The organism is Mesorhizobium sp. CA12, assembly GCF_020165255.1.
Classification (GTDB): Bacteria; Pseudomonadota; Alphaproteobacteria; order Rhizobiales; family Rhizobiaceae; genus Mesorhizobium.
This window is the reverse complement of record NZ_JAIUHT010000013.1, coordinates 83,863-101,334: the sequence shown is the minus strand read 5'-3', so window position 1 is coordinate 101,334 and position 17,472 is coordinate 83,863. Positions and strand designations below refer to the sequence as shown.

Here is a 17,472-nt window from a genome sequence, read left to right as displayed (position 1 = left end):
GCGAAGAGGAGGGCGCGGCCCACCCGCGTCCTCCCGTCAGTCGAGGAGGATTTGATGGACAAGCCTTCATTGGGCAAGGTGTCGGCCACGCCGGAGGCCGAGGCGCTGCTTGCCGAGATCATCGCCGATCACGGCCCGGTTCTGTTCCATCAGTCCGGCGGCTGCTGCGACGGCTCCTCGCCGATGTGCTACCCGCGTGGCGAGTTCATGATCGGCGACAATGACGTGAAATTGGGCGAAATCGGCGATACGCCGGTCTATATCAGTGCCTCGCAATATGAGGCGTGGAAGCACACCGATCTCATCATCGATGTGGTGAAGGGCAGGGGCGGGATGTTCTCGCTCGACAATGGCCGCGAGAAGCGCTTCCTGACGCGCTCGACGGTCTGCGCGGTGCTTACGCCTTCGGGCAGTTGATCAGACGACGTTGGGGTAATTATCGCGCTTTGTTGGGCCTTTGGCTCGCAACCTGTCCGCCTTAGTGCTATGGCGCCGCTTTCGAATGGAAAAGCAAAGTCATGGCAGGTGTTGAACAGATCACGGTTGAGGCCGGTGAGGCGGGCATGCGGCTCGACCGCTGGTTCAAGGTCCATTATCCGGGCCTCGGCTTCGGCCATCTGCAGAAATTGCTTCGGTCGGGGCAAATCCGGGTCGATGGCGGCCGGGTGAAGGCCGACACGCGTGTCGAGCCCGGCCAGTCTGTCCGCGTTCCGCCGCTCGACGTCGATAAGAAGGGTGATGCGCCGCTCACCGGTCACTCGATCCGTAACCAAGGCGATGCCGACGTGCTCGCCAAGATGCTCCTGCATGAGGATCCGAAAGTTTTCGTCTTCAACAAGCCGGCCGGCCTGGCGGTCCAGGGCGGCTCCGGCGTCACCCGTAATGTCGACGACATGCTGGAGGCCTGGCGCAACAAGAAGGGCGAGAAGCCGCGCCTCGTCCATCGCCTCGATCGCGACACGTCCGGCGTGCTGGTGGTTGCCCGTACCCGTCTTGCGGCGATGAAGCTGTCGGAGGCGTTCCGCGCGCGCGAGACCAAGAAAACCTACTGGGCGCTGGTCAAGGGCGTGCCGCCCAAGCGCGAGGACAAGATCTCGACCTGGCTGATCAAGGAGCCGACGGAAGATGGCGACCGCGTGCGCGTGGCTGCGCATGGCGAGAAGGGCGCCGACCACGCCGTCTCCTACTACCGTGTCATCGAGCAGGCGGCGCAGACGATGACCTGGCTGGAGATGGAGCCCTATACCGGCCGCACGCACCAGCTTCGCGTTCACGCCGCCTACATAGGTTGCCCGATCATCGGCGATCCCAAATATTTCGAGGCCGATACCAATTGGGATTTCCCGGGTGGCATTCAAAACCGCCTGCACCTGCATGCGCGCCGCATCATCATCCCGCATCCGGACCACGGCGTCATCGACGTCACGGCGCCGATGCCGCCGCATATGCGCCAGAGCTGGAACCTGATCGGCTTCGACGACCAGAGCGCGGAAGACTGACTTGGCTGTCGCCCCCGCATTGGACAGACGCGATGCAGTCGATATGGCCGCCGCCGCCATCATGGTCGGGCTGACCTTTTCCTGGGGCCTGAACTATGTCGCCGCCAAGGTGTCATACTCCGGCTACGACCCTGTCTTCGTCTCGATCGCACGTTCGCTCATCGGGGGAGCCTGCGTGTTCGCCTGGTGCCGGCTGCGCGGCATCAAGCTCTTCGAAGCGGATCGGACGCTGGCCGCCGGCATCGTCGTCGGCGTGCTCTTCGGCGTCGAGTTCCTGTGTCTCTATATCGGCCTCGAATATACGACCGTTGCCCGCAACACGCTTTTGGTCAACACCATGCCGTTCTGGGTGCTGATCGGCGGACATTTCCTGCTTGGCGAGCACATCAACGCGCGCAAGCTCGGTGGGCTTGTTCTCGCCTTCTGCGGCCTGGCGGCGGTCTTCTCCGACGGCATCGCTGCCGGCAGCGGCGCGACACTGACCGGCGATCTGCTCAGTCTCGGCTCGGGCATTCTCTGGGCGGCGACCAGCATCGTCATCAAACGATCGAGGCTGGCCGAGACGCGCGCGGAGAAACTGCTGCTCTATCAGCTGGCCGGCGCCGCCGTCGTCGGTCTGCTGGTGATGCCTTTCGCCGGCCCACCCATCCGCGCGCTTGCCGTCCTGCCGACACTGGCGCTGCTGTTCCAGTCTATCTATATCGTCGCCTTCACCTATGTGTTGTGGTTCTGGCTGCTCACGCGCTATCCGGCAGCCGGCTTGTCGAGCTTCGCCTTTCTGTCGCCGGTGTTCGGCGTCCTGTGCGGCGCGGTGCTGTTGGGCGAGCTGCCGACGACCAGGATTTTCCTGGCGCTCGGCCTGATTGCCGCCGGGCTGATCATCGTCAATCGCCCGGCGCGCAGACAGCCCACACCATAGATCAGCTCGCGGAACGGCAAGCTGCCCTATCTCTTTGTGTTGGCGCGATTGCGGACGCAAAACCGCTTCACACCTTTCCTCAAATTGCTTTAAGGAGTTCGGAATGCGCGACATCCTCGAAGACCTCGAAGCCGGCAAGCTGCTTTCGGATCCCGATCCTGTGCGCCGCGCCCAAATCCAGATGAAGACGCCGCTGCCGAAGCGTTTCTACCAGGCTGTTTCGGTGGCTCCCGTCGAGAATGGCTTTGCAATCAATCTCGACGGCCGCCCGGTGCGCACGCCGGGCAAGGCTGTGATGGTGCTGCCGACCGAAAAGGCTGCAGCACTTGTGGCCGCTGAATTCAGCGCGCAAGGCGAAGTGATCGATCCCGTGACGATGCCTATCATGCGGCTGGTGAACACCGCCATCGACGGCGTCGCCTCCGATCCGCAGGCGGTGCTGGAGGATATCCTGCGCTTCGCCTCGTCCGATCTTCTTTGCTACCGCGCCGATAGCCCGCAAGGCCTGGTCGATCGCCAGAACAAGCATTGGGACCCGGTGCTGGACTGGGCGCGCGGCCATCTCGGCGCACGCTTCAACCTTGCCGAAGGCGTCATCCATGTCGAGCAGCCGCGCGAGACAATCGCGGTCCTCGGCGCGCATCTTGGCCAGCGCTCGGAACCGATGCGGCTGGCCGCCATCCATGTCATGACAGCGCTGACCGGTTCGGCGCTGCTAGCCTTGGCCGTCGATTTCGGCGAGCTCGACGGCGAGGAAGCCTGGGCGGCCGGCCATGTCGACGAGGATTGGCAGATCGAGCATTGGGGCCAGGATGCGGAGGCCTTGGCGCGCCGCTTGGCGCGCAAGCGCGACATGATGGCGGCGGTCAGCCTGCTCGAGGCGCTGCAGGGCTAAAGTAACTTCAGGAACGCCGCACAACGGGTTCCGTTCAGAATACCGCTTGGCCACTGACAGCTATCCGGCAACCGATCCTATGCTATTATTCGCCGCGCAATCGGGGGGCGGCAATGTCAGACTTTCGGAATGCGGTAACCTCAATGCCGGGCAGGGAGCGCCTGGCTAAAGCGCCCCATGGCGCAAAAGTTGTGATCCATGCCACTGCAGCCGAGACGAACGGCGCATTCGGGATGTGGGAAACTTTCACCCCACCCGGGAAAGGCCCGGCCCCTCACACCCACACCCGAGAGACCGAGGTTTTTCGGGTGATACGCGGGATCTATCGTTTCCAATGTGGTGACGAGGAATTCGATGCCCCTCCAGGCGCCGTCGTTGTTTTGCCTCCTCACGTGCATCACAGTTGGCGAAACATTGGCGACGAGCCCGGGCAGATGTTCGCAATAGTGACGCCGGGTGGTTTCGAGCAACTCTTCATGGAGATAGAGGCCTCTGGCGCCGACGCGCCCGACGAGATCGCATTGATTGAAGCACGCCTTGGGATAATCAACGACGAGACGTTGGCGATCAATCGCTGACGCTTGGCCATGCATCTTGAGAAACGCTTCCTTTCCAAGAAGACACATTCGATCGGCGATATTTGCTGCCCGGTGCCGGAAATGATCCGCTCCAAGTGCTGCACTCAGCTTTCGCACTGCACCTAATACCAAAGTCATAATCCCATCGTCGCGGTGCCTTTCGCCCGCCCTTTCTGTCATTTTTCGTTGTTGGCTGCGTTTTTGAGTCCGCGTTCGCAGGGGCGCAGACGGTGGCGCGCAGCCATCGAGGACAGACGGGATCTCACGGGAGGATATATCAATGGCAATGGCTTCGACCGCCGGCGGAACCAGCCGCGGCATGACGCGGGAGGAGAAGAAGGTCATCTTCGCCTCCTCGCTCGGTACCGTTTTCGAGTGGTATGATTTCTATCTCTACGGCTCGCTGGCCGCCTTCATCGGCTCGACCTTCTTCAGCCCGGCGATTCCCGAAGCGACGCGCAACATCTTCGCGCTGCTGGCCTTTGCCGCCGGCTTCCTTGTGCGTCCGTTCGGCGCGCTCGTGTTTGGCCGCATCGGCGATCTCGTCGGCCGCAAATACACCTTCCTCGTCACTATGACGATCATGGGCCTGTCCACCTTCCTGGTGGGCCTGCTGCCCGGCTATGCCAGTTGGGGCATCGCGGCGCCCGTGATCCTGATCGGGCTGCGCATGCTGCAGGGCCTTGCGCTTGGCGGCGAGTATGGCGGTGCCGCGACCTACGTCGCCGAACACGCGCCGGACGACCGACGCGGCTACTACACGTCCTGGATCCAGACCACCGCGACGCTCGGCCTGTTCCTGTCGCTGATCGTCATCCTGATCGTCCAGGGCTCGCTCAGCAAGGAGACCTACGCCAGTTGGGGTTGGCGCATCCCCTTCATCGTCTCGTTCCTGCTGCTCGCCATCTCGATCTGGATCCGGCTGTCGCTTTCGGAGTCGCCGACCTTCCAGCGCATGAAGGAGGAAGGTAAGGGCTCCAAGGCGCCGTTAACGGAAGCTTTCGGTCAGTGGAAGAACGCCAAGATCGCCCTTCTGGCGCTGCTCGGCCTTACCGCCGGCCAGGCCGTGATCTGGTACAACGGGCAGTTCTACGCCCTGTTCTTCCTGCAGAACGTGCTGAAGGTCGACGCATGGTCGGTCAACGTCATGATCGCTATCGCGCTGGCCGTCGGCTCGATCTTCTTCGTCGTGTTCGGCTGGCTGTCGGACAAGATCGGCCGTAAGCCCATCATCATGGCAGGCCTTGCGTTGGGCATCGTCTGCACCTTCCCGCTGTTCAAGGCTCTGACCTGGGCCGCCAATCCGGCTCTGGCCACCGCGCAGCAGAACACCCGCGCGACGGTGACGGCGGCGCCCGGCGACTGCAAGTTCCAGTTCAATCCTGTCGGCACGGCGAAGTTCACGACATCCTGTGATATCGCGACGTCGTTCCTGACCAAGAACTCGGTGCCTTACGACGTCGTTGCGACGGCGGCGCCCGGCACGGCGGCCACGGTCAAGATCGGCAATGAGACGGTGGCGTCCTATGATGCCGTTGCCGCTGGCGATCAGGCCAAAGCCAAGGAGGCGGCCTTCCAGAAAGCGGTGAACATGTCGCTGCGGGACGGCGGCTATCCGCTGAAGCGCGCAGCTGCCAAGGTGCCGGATCAAAAGCTCGACGCCTTCATCGCGGCCAATCCCGAACTCAAGCTCGATGCTGCGGCCATCCGCGGCGGCGAAAAGGCGACGGTTCCGGCCGACAAGGCGATCGCCGACAAGCTGCTGACCAAGGAGGAGGCGGCGGGTGCGCCCGAAGTCACCGTCTACAACATCCCGGGCGGCGGTCCGTTCGCCATGACTGCCGATCCGGCAGCCATCAACTGGCCGCTCACGATCGGCATCCTGTTCATCCTGGTGCTGTTCGTGACCATGGTCTATGGGCCGATCGCGGCCATCCTGGTCGAGATGTTCCCGACCCGCATTCGCTACACCGGCATGTCGCTGCCTTACCACATCGGCAATGGCTGGTTCGGCGGTCTGCTGCCGGCAACGGTGTTCGCGCTCAGCGCCTACAAGGGCGATATCTACTACGGTCTCTGGTACCCGGTTATCATCGCGGCAATGTCGCTTATCGTCGGCATGATCTTCGTCAGGGATACGCTCGGCACAGACCTCCACGCCAAGGAATGACCTCGGTCATCCCGTTCAAACAGAAGGCCCGGCGTGAGCGATCACGCCGGGCTTTTTTTCATGCCCAATTGCAAGAAAGCGGACAGCTCAGCTCTTGCGCTGCTGGTTCTCTTCCTCGATCGCCGCTTCGTGGTACCAGCCGTCGAAGTCGGCGTGCTCGCCGCGAAGTGCCGCAAGTTCTGCCGCGAATTTGGCCTTTGCGCCTAAATTTGAGGCAGACTTGCGTGCTGCGAGCGGGAACAGCAGGACTTTTGCCGACGGCCGCGATGGCGTGACTTGCATTGCCGATCTCCTCGCCTTTTCAGGAGCGTACCGATTCACCTTCCCATCAAAGTATGCCCTGCGACTCCTTTAGGCAATATGCTTACAAAAAGATCAGCAAATGCCTATTTTGTAAGCAAAAACGGCGCCTGAACGATCCAGTCGCATTGCTGAGACGGCTCAACAAAATCAACGCGTTGCCATGACCATTTTGCCGCACCCCGCGAAGGCCGAGTGGCATACGAATTGCTTTTTGACCGTCGGCAGGCCGGCTCGAGCCGGCCGAGCGTCGCCACCATTTGGCGGTGATCAAGCAACGAGAGGCTCTAGAATGACCAAATACAAGCTCGAGTATATCTGGCTGGACGGCTACACACCGGTCCCCAATTTGCGCGGCAAGACCCAGATCAAGGAATTCGCCGAGTTCCCGACGCTCGAGCAGCTGCCGCTATGGGGCTTCGATGGTTCCTCCACGAACCAGGCCGAGGGCCGCAGCTCCGATTGCGTGCTGAAGCCGGTCGCGCTTTATCCAGACCCGGCCCGCACCAACGGTATTCTGGTCATGTGCGAAGTGATGATGCCCGATGGCGTCACCCCGCATGAATCCAACAGCCGCGCGACCATCCTCGACGACGAGGATGCCTGGTTCGGCTTCGAGCAGGAATATTTCTTCTACAAGGACGGCCGTCCGCTTGGCTTCCCCGAGAGCGGCTACCCGGCCCCGCAGGGTCCGTATTACACCGGCGTTGGCTACAAGAACGTCGGCGATGTCGCCCGCCAGATCGTCGAGGAACATCTCGACCTTTGCCTCGCCGCCGGCATCAACCATGAAGGTATCAACGCCGAAGTGGCCAAGGGCCAGTGGGAATTCCAGATTTTCGGCAAGGGCTCCAAGAAGGCCGCCGACCAGATCTGGATGGCGCGCTATCTGCTGCTGCGTCTGACCGAAAAATACGGCATCGACATCGAGTTCCACTGCAAGCCGCTCGGCGACACCGACTGGAACGGCTCGGGCATGCACTGCAACTTCTCGACCAAGTATATGCGTGAAGTCGGCGGCAAGGCCTATTTCGAGGCGCTGATGGCGCAGTTCGACAAGAACCTGATGGATCATATCGCGGTCTACGGCCCGGACAACGACAAGCGGCTGACCGGCAAGCACGAAACCGCGCCGTGGAACAAGTTCTCCTACGGTGTCGCCGACCGCGGCGCTTCGATCCGCGTGCCGCACTCCTTCGTCAAGAACGACTACAAGGGCTACCTGGAAGACCGTCGCCCGAACTCGCAGGGCGACCCCTACCAGATCGCCTCGCAGGTGCTGAAGACGATCTCGCAGGTTTCGACCGCCGCGGTCTCGGCCGCCGCCTGATCTCCTCGCTTGCCCTGGGGCGCAGGCCCTTGGCGCGATGAGCACGCTAGAAAAGCCCCAGCGGAAACCCGCTGGGGCTTTTTGCATGAGATGAGCCGGCAATACAGGCCAGTCTGCCGCCACCGTCAGGCGGCAATCACGCACGCGATTTGAGCGCTGCCACTACGTCTTGGCGTGGGGCAGGGCGCGGCGTGCGGTTCCCGTCGCGGTTGACCAGGGCGAGGAAGATGTTGCCGGAGAAATGCGAGCAGCCGGCGGTGCCGGTGCGCGAGCCCGGCCGGCACGCGCCGCGCCGGCTCGAAAGCCCGTCTTCTGAAATGAAAAGCCCTTGGAAGGGAGTGCCTTCCAAGGGCGGAATTTCCATCCGATCAGAAGCTTAGACCGAATAATACATGTCGTACTCGACCGGGTGCGGGGTCATTTCGAAGCGCATGACCTCAGCCATCTTGAGCTCGATATAGCTGTCGATCTGATCGTCGTCGAAGACGCCGCCGGCCTTCAGGAAGCCGCGGTCCTTGTCGAGGTTCTGCAGCGCTTCGCGCAGCGAGCCACAGACGGTCGGGATCTTCTTCAGCTCCTTCGGCGGCAGGTCGTAGAGATCCTTGTCCATCGGCTGTCCGGGGTGGATCTTGTTCTTGATGCCATCGAGGCCGGCCATCAGCATGGCGGCGAAACCGAGATAGGGGTTCGCGCCCGGATCGGGGAAGCGGACCTCGACGCGCTTCGACTTCGGCGAGTTGCCGAACGGAATGCGGCAGGAAGCTGAGCGGTTGCGCGCCGAATAGGCGAGCAGCACCGGCGCCTCATAGCCCGGCACCAGACGCTTGTAGGAGTTGGTCAGCGGGTTGGTGAAGGCGTTGATCGCCTTGGCGTGCTTGATGATGCCGCCGATGTAATAGAGGCAGCTCTCCGACAGGCCGGCATATTCGTTGCCGGCGAAGGTCGGCTTGCCGCCCTTCCAGATCGACTGGTGGACGTGCATGCCCGAGCCGTTGTCGCCGAACACCGGCTTCGGCATGAAGGTGGCTGTTTTGCCGTAGGCGTTGGCGACCTGGTGCACGACATACTTGTAGATCAGCATCTTGTCGGCGTTGCGCACCAGCGTGTCGAACTTGATGCCGAGCTCGTGCTGCGCGGCGGCGACCTCGTGGTGGTGCTTTTCGACGCGCACGCCCATTTCGGCGAGCACGGTCAGCATCTCGGAACGCATGTCCTGGCAGGAATCGATCGGCGGCACCGGGAAATAGCCGCCCTTGATGCGCGGACGGTGGCCGAGATTGCCGGTCTCGTAGTCGGTGTCGTCGTTGGAGGGCAGTTCGGTCGAGTCGAGACGGAAGCCGGTGTTGTAGGGATCGGCCTTGTACTTGACGTCGTCGAACACGAAGAACTCGGCCTCGGGACCGACATAGATGGTGTCACCGATGCCTTCCGCCTTCATGTAGGCCTCGGCCTTCTTGGCGGTGCCGCGCGGATCGCGGTTGTAAGCCTCGCCCGAAATCGGATCGAGGATGTCGCACAGGATGACCATGGTCGACTGGGCGAAGAACGGATCCATATGGACGGTATCCGTGTCCGGCATCAGCACCATGTCGGACTCGTTGATTGCCTTCCAGCCGGCGATCGAGGAGCCGTCGAACATGACGCCGTCGGCGAACATGTCTTCCTCCACCTCGACGACATCCATCGTCACATGTTGCAGCTTACCCCGCGGATCGGTGAAGCGCAGGTCGACGAATTTCACGTCGTTGTCCTTGATCTGCTTCATGATGTCTTTGGCTGTCGTCATGTCATTTCTTCCCTGTGTGATGACGTCCGGAAATGGATTGTAGGTTTTGGTCAGATGGCGTCGATGCCGGTCTCGCCCGTGCGGATGCGCACGACTTCCTCTATGTTGGAGACGAAGATTTTTCCATCGCCGATGCGGCCGGTCTGCGCCGCCTTGCGGATGGCCTCGATTGCGCCTTCGACAGCCTCGTCGCCAAGCACCACCTCGATCTTCACCTTGGGCAGGAAATCGACGACATATTCGGCGCCGCGATAGAGCTCGGTATGGCCCTTCTGACGGCCGAAACCCTTGGCTTCGGTGACGGTGATGCCTTGCAGTCCGGCCTCCTGAAGCGCTTCCTTCACTTCGTCCAGCTTGAATGGCTTGATGATCGCTTCGATCTTTTTCATGTAAAAAGTGGCCTCCACTGCCAAGAAGACGGGTTGTGTGCCCCGCTTGCGCCTTCATCAAGCACGAAGCGTGCCAATCCTGAGGAGCGCAGACGGTGAGGGGCGTTTTCGCGCCCATGCCGCGTCCGAATGCAAATTCGCGTCATCGGCTGCATCGGATGCGTCATGGACGCCCAAACCGTATACATCGCTCCTCCTCGCGCCTGCGCAAAAAATGGGCAGACAGCGCAATTTGCAGGCTGAACCCCTCCCGGATGCGACCGCATTTGCAAGACAAGGCGCGGTCACTGGTTTGCTTCGAACCGAAAACTGGACAATGCTTGATCGCATGGAGATCGGCAATCCCATGCGCAATGAACTTCTATCGCCGGCCGAAATGGCCGAGGCCGACAGGCTGACAATCGCGGCCGGGCCGCTCGACGGCTATCGCTTGATGCTACGCGCCGGCGAGGCGGTCGCTGCCGTCGTGCTGGCGCGCTATCCTGGCTCGAAGAAGGTGCACGTGCTGTGCGGCCCGGGCAACAATGGCGGCGACGGCTACGTCGTGGCGCGGCTGCTGGCCGCGGCCGGCGTCGATGTGGCCCTGTGGGCGTCGGGCGAACCGAAGGCAGGCAGCGACGCCGCGCTCGCGGCGGCTGATTGCGCTCTGGAGCGGCACCCGCTTTCAGCCTTCACCGCGGAAGCTGGATCGCTGGTTGTCGACGCCATCTATGGTGCGGGCCTGTCGAAGCCTCTCGCCGGCGACGCCAAAGGCGCGGTCGACGCCGTGACTAGGCTGAACCTGCCGGTTGTCGCGATCGACCTGCCTTCGGGCGTTTCAGGCGAAAGCGGCGAAGTCCTCGGTTCGGCATTTGGCGCGGCTCTCACGGTGACCTTCGCACGAAAGAAGCCTGGGCACCTGCTGCTGCCTGGCCGCGAGCGATGCGGCGAGATCGTGTTGGCCGACATCGGCATTCGTGACGAGATCATCGACGAGGTCGCGCCGCGGGCGTTTGAGAACCGCCCCGGGCTCTGGATCGCAAGCTTTCCCGCGCCCGCCCTCGACACGCACAAATATAAGCGCGGTCATGCCAGCGTCTTTTCGGGCGGACCATCCGCGACGGGCGCGGCGCGCCTGTCGGCGCTTGCGGCCGCCAGAAGCGGAGCAGGGGCCGTCACCGTGCTCTCGCCCGCCAACGCCATGCAGATCAACGCGGCGCATCTGACCTCGATCATGCTGCGCAAGGTTGACGCGATCGAGGACGTGCATGATCTTATCGGCGATCGCCGGCCGTCCGCCTTCGTCCTCGGCCCCGGCTTCGGCATCGGTGACAAGGCGCGCGATTTCGCGCTCGCCGTGCTCGCCAAAAACCGGCAGGACGGCGGCGTTGAGGGTCTCGTGCTCGACGCCGACGGCATCACCTCTTTCCGCAATGCGGCCTCGACGCTGTTCGAGGCGGCCGCCAGACCGGACGCGCCGGCGTTGATCATGACGCCGCATGAAGGTGAGTTCGGCAGGTTGTTTGCCGACATTGCCGGCAACAAGGCCTTGTCGAAGCTGGCCAAGGCACGCGAAGCCGCGCAGCGCGCCAACGCCGTGATCGTCTACAAGGGCGCCGACAGCGTGATCGCCTCGCCGGAGGGCCGCGCCGCGATCAACAGCAATGGCGCCCCATGGCTCGCCACCGCCGGGTCGGGCGACGTGCTGGCGGGCATCATTGCCGGGCTCCTGGCGCAAGGCATGCCGGCCTTCGAAGCGGCTTGCGCCGCGGTCTGGATCCATGCCGAAGCCGGCAGCCGCTTTGGGCCGGGTTTGATTGCGGAAGACCTGCCTTTGGCCATGGTGCCGGTTCTTCGCGAACTGGCGCAGAGCGCTGTCCTATGAAGCGGCTGGGGCTGCTCGTTGCCGTCCTGGCCGCTTTCATTGCCCAGCCGGCGCGCGCCACCGATCATCCGGTTGCCATCATCGACGACCCACGCGTGCTCGCCGCACTAGATGCCGGGGGATATGGCTTCGCCGACCTCTTCGGCGTCGACGGCAGCGACGATCTGAAATCCCTCTATGATGAGGCACCAGCCTATCACGCCATCGTCGACACAGTGGCCGGCGATGTCGCCGCGTTGCGCACGGAGATGAAGGCCGGCGGCCGCTCTCTCTACGAAGTGACCGACGGCAATGTCGGCCGCATCATCGACATGCGCTGGCTGAAGACGAATGCGGCGCGCTTCCGCCTTGTCGGCGTCGTCAACCGGCTCGACCGACGCGATTTCGCAACGCTTGGCAACGAGACGAGCTGCGGCGAGGTGCGGTTCGTTTATCGCTTGGCCTACAGCTTCAGGAAGAACGGCAAGCAACTGGCCTCGCGCCTGCCGTTCAACTTCAGCGCCATATACCGCGTCGCCCAAGATGCCGACGGCGGCTGTGTGGGCGCTGCTGGCCGCTGGACGCCGCAGCTCGACGAAACGGTCGATGCCGGCTGGCTGACCGGCGGGCCGCTCGAAAAGACGTCGCTGTCCTTCAAGCAGCTCGAGCTCAACGCGCAGGTGGTGCGCTTTCCTTCCGGCCAGGAAACCGAGTTCGGCGGGCAGGCCGCTTACCTGATGCGCATCTTCAGCATCGATGGTTCGAGGGTCGGCGAAAAACCGCTGGAAAATACGCCGGACACAGCCCGGCTTGCCGAGGACGCCGATCTGAAAGCGCGGCTTGCCGACTATGTCCGCGCCAATGCCGCGGCGGTCGATCTCGGCGTCTACGAAATCCCGGACGAATTCCTCGCCCGAAAAGTCATCTCCTGGTCGACCTTCGGCAGCGCAAGGCAAGCCAATCATCCGTTCACGCCGCTGTTCGACCCAAAGGAGTTCGCCGGGCTCGACTATTCGAAGTTTACCTTGGCGCGCACGCCGGACGCTTTGATCGAGCGGCTCGACAACGGCGCCTGCCAGGGTTGCCATCAGGCGGGCTCGACCGCCGGCTTCCATTTCATCGGTCTCGACGACGCCACGACCTCGCCGCTCAACCGTATCGAAGTCGGCATCTCGCCGCATCTCCATGCCGAGATTGCGCGCCGCGAGGCGTGGCTCAAGGCGACGGCTGAAGCCAGGGAGCCCAATCGTTTTCGTCCGCTCTCCTTCGCACCGCCCGCCGCCTGGAAGGATGCGGGCGAGCCCGCCTATGCGCCGGCCGAAACGGCAATGCCATGCCTGATGCCGGATGACGCAAGCCGCTTCGGCGGCACCTGGCAATGCGGCGCCGGCACGGTCTGCACACCGATCGCCACCGCTTCGGGCGTGAGGACCAAATTGGCGCAATGCCTGCTGCCCAAGGAGAGCCCTGCGATGTTTTCCGGCCATCCTTGCCTGACCGGCTCGATCGAGAGCAACAGCGCCCAGCCGTTCAACGATCGCTACAAGATCACCGGCCAATTCGCTGCTTTTGCGCTGGCGATCTCGCGCACCGCCTATACCTGCCGGCCGCCGAAGATCGGCGTTCCGGGAGGCTTCGCGTATCGCGCTTGCGATAACAAGGATCGCGCCTTCTCCGCTTTCAAGCCCGGCAAGCCGATGCCGAGCGAGATCTGCGGCTTGGTCGGCGGCAAGAAGTTCGACACCTGCGTGGCCACCAACAATTTCGACCAATGTCTCGGCGGCTCGGTCAACCGCGGCAACCGCCCAGCCTGCTCGGCTGACCATTTCTGCCGCGAGGATTATATGTGCCAGTCGCTGCCGCCGGACACACCGGGCGCCGCCAGGGTCAAGGGCATCGGCTTCTGCTCGCCGACCTATTTCATCTTCCAGATGCGCATCGACAATCATGCTACGCCTTGGGCGACCACGGCGCGCGCGAGCATGGGCGCGGGTTTCGGGGCGGCAGCGGAGGAATAGGTCAGGTGAATTGCGGCGCGTTTTTTCGGATCGCCGCTGCGAGCGCCTCGCGAACCCTGTCCTCGGATACCGCGCGCGTGTTCTCCACCCAACCCGGCGTCGAAATCGGCGGCTCGAGAAAAATCACCTGTTCGTTCACCGGACCGTGCATATAGGCTCGGTTCAAACCGTATATGAGCACACAAGGGCCGCCCAGCGCCCCAGCAGCGTGGGAGATGCCGCCGTCGACTCCGAGAAAAATGGTCGAGGCCGCGATCTGGCACATGGCTTCTGCAATATCGGACGTCGAGGTAAAATCGATCGCCTCGGGCAAACAAGCCCTGATTTCCGCCGCAGCCTGCCGCTCGCGCGGCCCACCGATCAGCCAGACCGACCAGCCGCGGGCAACATGGTCGCGCGCGATCGAGACGAAGCGCTCCATCGGCCATGAGCGCTTGTTGGCAAAGTCCGACGTATAGAGGGCAATCGCCGGCTTCGCCGGGTCGATCCCGTTGCGCCGACGCCAACCGGCAAGCTCTTCGGCGGAAACAACCAGCTGCGGAGCCGGCAATGGTCCGTCCTCGGCTGGCCTTTTGCCGAGACGCGCGATTGCGCAAACCTGGTCTGCCACCCGCGTCTTGCGCGGGCCGAATGCAAGCATCGATTTCAGCCAACCGGCGGGCAGCCGGTTGACGATGCCGAACTGGAACTCGCGCGGATAGCCGATGCGCTCCGGTATTCCGGCCAGCCATGGCACCAGGCAAGCCTTGGTGCTGCTGGTGAGCATATAGGCCGCCTGGTACTTCTCCTCGCGGATTTCGCGTGCCAGACCAGCCCGCTCTTTCAGCCCTGGCTTCCAGTGCTTCTCGGCTATCCAGGCCTTGCGAACATGCGGCATCAGCCGCGCCAGCGGCGCGGCGACCCTTGAAGTGATGATGTCGATCGGCTGCCCCGGGAATCTCTCGGCGATGATCCGGATGGCCGAGTGGCAGCGGATGAAATCACCGATCGCCGGCAGGCAGAAGATCAGGATGGGGCGCAATGCGCGATACTCTTTCGATCCGGAACGGTCAGCGCTGCTAAGAAACACCTGCGTGATGTCTCATGGAAGCGCTTCGCCATCAAGAATACGGCGGTAGAGCTCGATATAGGCTTTTGCGGCCTTTTCGATCGGGAACCGGTCTGCCGCGGATTCGCGGCATCTTTGCGCCGGCAAACCGTCGATTTCACCGAAACCGCGCGCGAACTCCTCATCCGTGTCGAAGAAACGGCCGGTATCGGCATCGACGGTTTCGGGCAGCGCGCCGCATGCCGTGGTCAAGACCGGCGTGCCGCACAGCATGGATTCGACCGGCGCGTTGCCGAAAGGCTCCTCCCAGGAAATCGGATTCAGAAAGGCTTTGGTCTCGCCCAGCAATCGCACCTTCGGTTCACCATCGACCATGCCGTGATAGCGGAAGCGCGGCGACAGGCTCTTGAAGAACACGCCCTCGCGTCGCGTCTTGCTGCGGCCAAGCAGCTTCCAGCGCGAGCCGCCGGCGATATCGAGCTTGAAATCGTACTTTTTCGCCAGGTCCACCGCCCGGTTAAGGCCCTTTCCGGCCCGCGCGATGGCCGCCATGAAGAATAGATGGTCGTTCTTCGTCGCTGCCAGGCGATAGGCATCCACCGGAAAGCCGTTGTAGACGAAGGTCTTGCGGCCGTGCAGCTCGGCATGGCGGGCGCTGATGAAGCTCCAGTTCGGCTGCGGCCTGGGGTAATCCGGCAGATGGCCGCGCTCGGTATTGAGCGTCGGGAAGGGAACTTCGACCTTCCAGGCATGGAGATGGACGATGTCGGTATCCTTGGGAACAGCCGCGCGGCACTCGTCATTGGTCACCGCGTGGCGGACCTCGCACATCGGATGCGACGATCCCGGGCCGGCGATCAACGTCACCTGATGCCCCATCTTGACCATTTCCGTGGTCAGCCATTCGACCTGCCGCTGGATGCCGCCATAGCCTTTGCACGGAATAAGGCCCTGGGCCGCAAGTGTTATTCGCATTTCGTCTCCGCGCACATGTTAGCGGTTGTCCCTTCGGCTGGCGGGAGGTCTTTCACAAAGGAATGTTGTCGTGCTTCTTCCAGGGGTTCTGCATGTCCTTGTTGCGCAGCATGCGCAGCGCCCGCGCGACGCGGCGCCGGGTCGAGTGGGGCATGATCACCTCGTCGACATAGCCGCGTTCGGCGGCGACGAAGGGCGACAGGAAGCGGTCCTCGTAAGTCTTTGTATGGGCAGCGATTTTCTCCGGATCGCCAATATCCTTGCGATAGATGATCTCGACCGCGCCCCTCGCGCCCATCACCGCGATCTGCGCCGTCGGCCAGGCGTAATTCATGTCGCCGCGCAGATGCTTCGAGGCCATCACGTCATAGGCGCCGCCATAGGCCTTGCGGGTGATGACGGTGATCTTCGGCACGGTCGCCTCGGCATAGGCGAAGAGCAGTTTGGCGCCATGCTTGATCAGCCCGCCATATTCCTGCGCGGTGCCCGGCAGGAAGCCTGGCACGTCGACGAAGGTGACGATGGGAATTGAAAAACAATCGCAGAAGCGCACGAAGCGCGCGGCCTTGCGGCTGGCGTCGGAATCGAGCACGCCGGCCAGCACCATCGGCTGGTTGGCGACGAAACCGACCGTGCGGCCCTCGACGCGGCCGAAGCCGGTGACGATGTTCTTGGCGAAACTCTGCTGGATCTCGAAGAAATCGCCTTCGTCCGCGACCTTCAGGATCAACTCCTTGATATCATAGGGTTTGTTGGCATTGTCAGGGATGAGCCGATCGAGCGACAGGTCGTGGTCCGTTACCGACTGGTAGCACTCGATCTCGGGAATCTCGGCTGTGTTCGACGCCGGCAGAAGATCGACCAGCCGGCGCATTTGCAGCAGTGCCTCGACATCATTGTCATAGGCGCCATCGGCGATGGAGGATTTGGTGGTGTGCACGCTTGCGCCGCCGAGGCTTTCCGCGGTCACCGTCTCGTTGGTCACGGTCTTCACCACGTCCGGTCCGGTGACGAACATGTAGGAGGTGTCGCGCACCATGAAGATGAAATCGGTCATGGCGGGCGAGTAGACGTCACCGCCGGCGCAGGGACCCATGATCAACGAAATCTGCGGAATGACGCCGGATGCCAGCACATTGCGCTGGAATATCTCGGCATAGCCGCCAAGCGCCGCCACGCCTTCCTGGATACGTGCGCCGCCGGCGTCGTAGAGGCCGATGATCGGCGCGCGGTTGCGCAGAGCCATCTCCTGGACTTTGATGACCTTCTCGGCATGCGCTTCCGACAGCGAGCCGCCGAACACGGTGAAATCCTTGGCAAAGATATAGACTGGACGCCCATTGACGGTGCCCCAGCCGGTGACGACGCCATCGCCGGCGATCTTGGTCTTCTCCATGCCGAAATCGGTCGAACGATGCTCGACATACATGTCGAACTCCTCGAACGAGCCCTCGTCGAGAAATATCTCGATACGCTCGCGCGCGGTGAGCTTGCCCTTCTTGTGCTGCGCCTCGATGCGGTCCTTGCCGCCGCCCATGCGGGCAATCTCGCGGCGACGCTCGAGTTCCTTCAGCACGTCCTTCATCGCTAGTCCTCAAAACCAATAGGTAATTTGTGGTAGTCGCGCCGGCAGGGGAGCGCAAGCGTCCCTGTTTTGCTGCGTTGCAACATGACGCCCCTTGCATTTCGGGACGAACTCAGCCATATGCAGCGGCATAGGCG

At 62.7% G+C, this 17,472-nt stretch carries 15 protein-coding genes; 9 read left to right on the top strand and 6 right to left on the bottom strand.

Annotation, left to right across the window (positions count from 1 at the left end; genetic code table 11):
* Positions 1–54 precede the first annotated feature (54 nt).
* From LB520_RS21080 to LB520_RS21055, 6 genes are all read left to right on the top strand, one after another.
* Positions 55–417 carry a DUF779 domain-containing protein gene (locus tag LB520_RS21080; protein WP_224638982.1) on the top strand — a complete coding sequence of 121 codons (363 nt, stop codon included), beginning with the start codon at positions 55–57 and terminating at the stop codon, positions 415–417.
* Between the two features lie 101 nt (positions 418–518).
* Entirely contained in the window at positions 519–1,499 is a 981-nt protein-coding gene (locus tag LB520_RS21075) for an RluA family pseudouridine synthase (RefSeq protein ID WP_140847581.1), read from the top strand.
* Between the two features lie 43 nt (positions 1,500–1,542).
* Positions 1,543–2,418, top strand: a complete 876-nt coding sequence (locus tag LB520_RS21070; protein ID WP_224547656.1) for a DMT family transporter — start codon at positions 1,543–1,545, stop codon at positions 2,416–2,418.
* A gap of 103 nt (positions 2,419–2,521) precedes the next feature.
* Positions 2,522–3,313: an ATP12 family chaperone protein gene (locus LB520_RS21065; RefSeq protein WP_224638980.1), complete on the top strand. Its 792-nt coding sequence runs from the start codon at positions 2,522–2,524 to the stop codon at positions 3,311–3,313.
* A 113-nt stretch (positions 3,314–3,426) separates the two neighbouring features.
* The gene (locus LB520_RS21060; protein ID WP_224638978.1) at positions 3,427–3,891 is read left to right on the top strand and encodes a cupin domain-containing protein; all 465 of its coding nucleotides are present in this window, start codon (positions 3,427–3,429) and stop codon (positions 3,889–3,891) included.
* Positions 3,892–4,171: 280 nt separating this feature from the next.
* Positions 4,172–6,061, top strand: a complete 1,890-nt coding sequence (locus tag LB520_RS21055) for an MFS transporter (RefSeq protein WP_224638976.1) — start codon at positions 4,172–4,174, stop codon at positions 6,059–6,061.
* Positions 6,062–6,148: 87 nt separating this feature from the next.
* Here LB520_RS21055 and LB520_RS21050 read toward each other — a convergent pair whose 3' ends face one another.
* Positions 6,149–6,343, bottom strand: a complete 195-nt coding sequence (locus tag LB520_RS21050) for a DUF2735 domain-containing protein (RefSeq protein ID WP_140544917.1) — start codon at positions 6,341–6,343, stop codon at positions 6,149–6,151.
* A 310-nt stretch (positions 6,344–6,653) separates the two neighbouring features.
* On the opposite strand from LB520_RS21050, the gene LB520_RS21045 reads away from it, so the two are divergent.
* A complete protein-coding gene (locus LB520_RS21045; RefSeq protein ID WP_095765491.1) occupies positions 6,654–7,691 on the top strand; it encodes a glutamine synthetase beta-grasp domain-containing protein in 1,038 nt (345 codons plus the stop codon).
* A gap of 376 nt (positions 7,692–8,067) precedes the next feature.
* On the opposite strand, the gene glnA is transcribed toward LB520_RS21045, so the two are convergent.
* Complete coding sequence (gene glnA, locus LB520_RS21040) at positions 8,068–9,477, bottom strand: type I glutamate--ammonia ligase (protein WP_095765489.1); 1,410 nt, start codon at positions 9,475–9,477, stop codon at positions 8,068–8,070.
* Between the two features lie 50 nt (positions 9,478–9,527).
* Entirely contained in the window at positions 9,528–9,866 is a 339-nt protein-coding gene (locus LB520_RS21035) for a P-II family nitrogen regulator (RefSeq protein ID WP_018428041.1), read from the bottom strand.
* Positions 9,867–10,212: 346 nt separating this feature from the next.
* On the opposite strand from LB520_RS21035, the gene LB520_RS21030 reads away from it, so the two are divergent.
* Both LB520_RS21030 and LB520_RS21025 read left to right on the top strand, forming a co-directional pair.
* Entirely contained in the window at positions 10,213–11,730 is a 1,518-nt protein-coding gene (locus LB520_RS21030) for an NAD(P)H-hydrate dehydratase (protein WP_224639089.1), read from the top strand.
* The gene (locus LB520_RS21025) at positions 11,727–13,727 is read left to right on the top strand and encodes a hypothetical protein (RefSeq protein ID WP_224638974.1); all 2,001 of its coding nucleotides are present in this window, start codon (positions 11,727–11,729) and stop codon (positions 13,725–13,727) included. The genes LB520_RS21030 and LB520_RS21025 overlap by 4 nt, the downstream gene beginning before the upstream one ends.
* A gap of 1 nt (position 13,728) precedes the next feature.
* On the opposite strand, the gene waaF is transcribed toward LB520_RS21025, so the two are convergent.
* Genes waaF through LB520_RS21010 form a run of 3 tightly spaced genes read right to left on the bottom strand, consistent with a single transcriptional unit; the run spans position 13,729 to position 17,335 of the window.
* The gene (waaF, locus tag LB520_RS21020) at positions 13,729–14,748 is read right to left on the bottom strand and encodes a lipopolysaccharide heptosyltransferase II (protein WP_224638972.1); all 1,020 of its coding nucleotides are present in this window, start codon (positions 14,746–14,748) and stop codon (positions 13,729–13,731) included.
* 60 nt (positions 14,749–14,808) lie between these two features.
* Positions 14,809–15,750, bottom strand: coding sequence for a glycosyltransferase (locus LB520_RS21015; protein WP_224638961.1), 942 nt, complete (start codon positions 15,748–15,750; stop codon positions 14,809–14,811).
* Positions 15,751–15,802: 52 nt separating this feature from the next.
* Positions 15,803–17,335 (bottom strand): acyl-CoA carboxylase subunit beta, encoded by a 1,533-nt coding sequence (locus LB520_RS21010; RefSeq protein ID WP_140542881.1) that lies wholly within the window; start codon positions 17,333–17,335, stop codon positions 15,803–15,805.
* Between the last annotated feature and the right edge of the window lie 137 nt (positions 17,336–17,472).

Bases quoted from the DNA above. Each gene is read 5' to 3' on its own strand.
- LB520_RS21080 (WP_224638982.1), top strand. From the start codon at position 55: ATGGACAAGCCTTCATTGGGCAAGGTGTCGGCCACGCCGGAGGCCGAG.
- LB520_RS21075 (WP_140847581.1), top strand. From the start codon at position 519: ATGGCAGGTGTTGAACAGATCACGGTTGAGGCCGGTGAGGCGGGCATG.
- LB520_RS21070 (WP_224547656.1), top strand. From the start codon at position 1,543: ATGGCCGCCGCCGCCATCATGGTCGGGCTGACCTTTTCCTGGGGCCTG.
- LB520_RS21065 (WP_224638980.1), top strand. From the start codon at position 2,522: ATGCGCGACATCCTCGAAGACCTCGAAGCCGGCAAGCTGCTTTCGGAT.
- LB520_RS21060 (WP_224638978.1), top strand. From the start codon at position 3,427: ATGTCAGACTTTCGGAATGCGGTAACCTCAATGCCGGGCAGGGAGCGC.
- LB520_RS21055 (WP_224638976.1), top strand. From the start codon at position 4,172: ATGGCAATGGCTTCGACCGCCGGCGGAACCAGCCGCGGCATGACGCGG.
- LB520_RS21050 (WP_140544917.1), bottom strand. From the start codon at position 6,343: ATGCAAGTCACGCCATCGCGGCCGTCGGCAAAAGTCCTGCTGTTCCCG.
- LB520_RS21045 (WP_095765491.1), top strand. From the start codon at position 6,654: ATGACCAAATACAAGCTCGAGTATATCTGGCTGGACGGCTACACACCG.
- glnA (WP_095765489.1), bottom strand. From the start codon at position 9,477: ATGACGACAGCCAAAGACATCATGAAGCAGATCAAGGACAACGACGTG.
- LB520_RS21035 (WP_018428041.1), bottom strand. From the start codon at position 9,866: ATGAAAAAGATCGAAGCGATCATCAAGCCATTCAAGCTGGACGAAGTG.
- LB520_RS21030 (WP_224639089.1), top strand. From the start codon at position 10,213: ATGCGCAATGAACTTCTATCGCCGGCCGAAATGGCCGAGGCCGACAGG.
- LB520_RS21025 (WP_224638974.1), top strand. From the start codon at position 11,727: ATGAAGCGGCTGGGGCTGCTCGTTGCCGTCCTGGCCGCTTTCATTGCC.
- LB520_RS21015 (WP_224638961.1), bottom strand. From the start codon at position 15,750: ATGCGAATAACACTTGCGGCCCAGGGCCTTATTCCGTGCAAAGGCTAT.
- LB520_RS21010 (WP_140542881.1), bottom strand. From the start codon at position 17,335: ATGAAGGACGTGCTGAAGGAACTCGAGCGTCGCCGCGAGATTGCCCGC.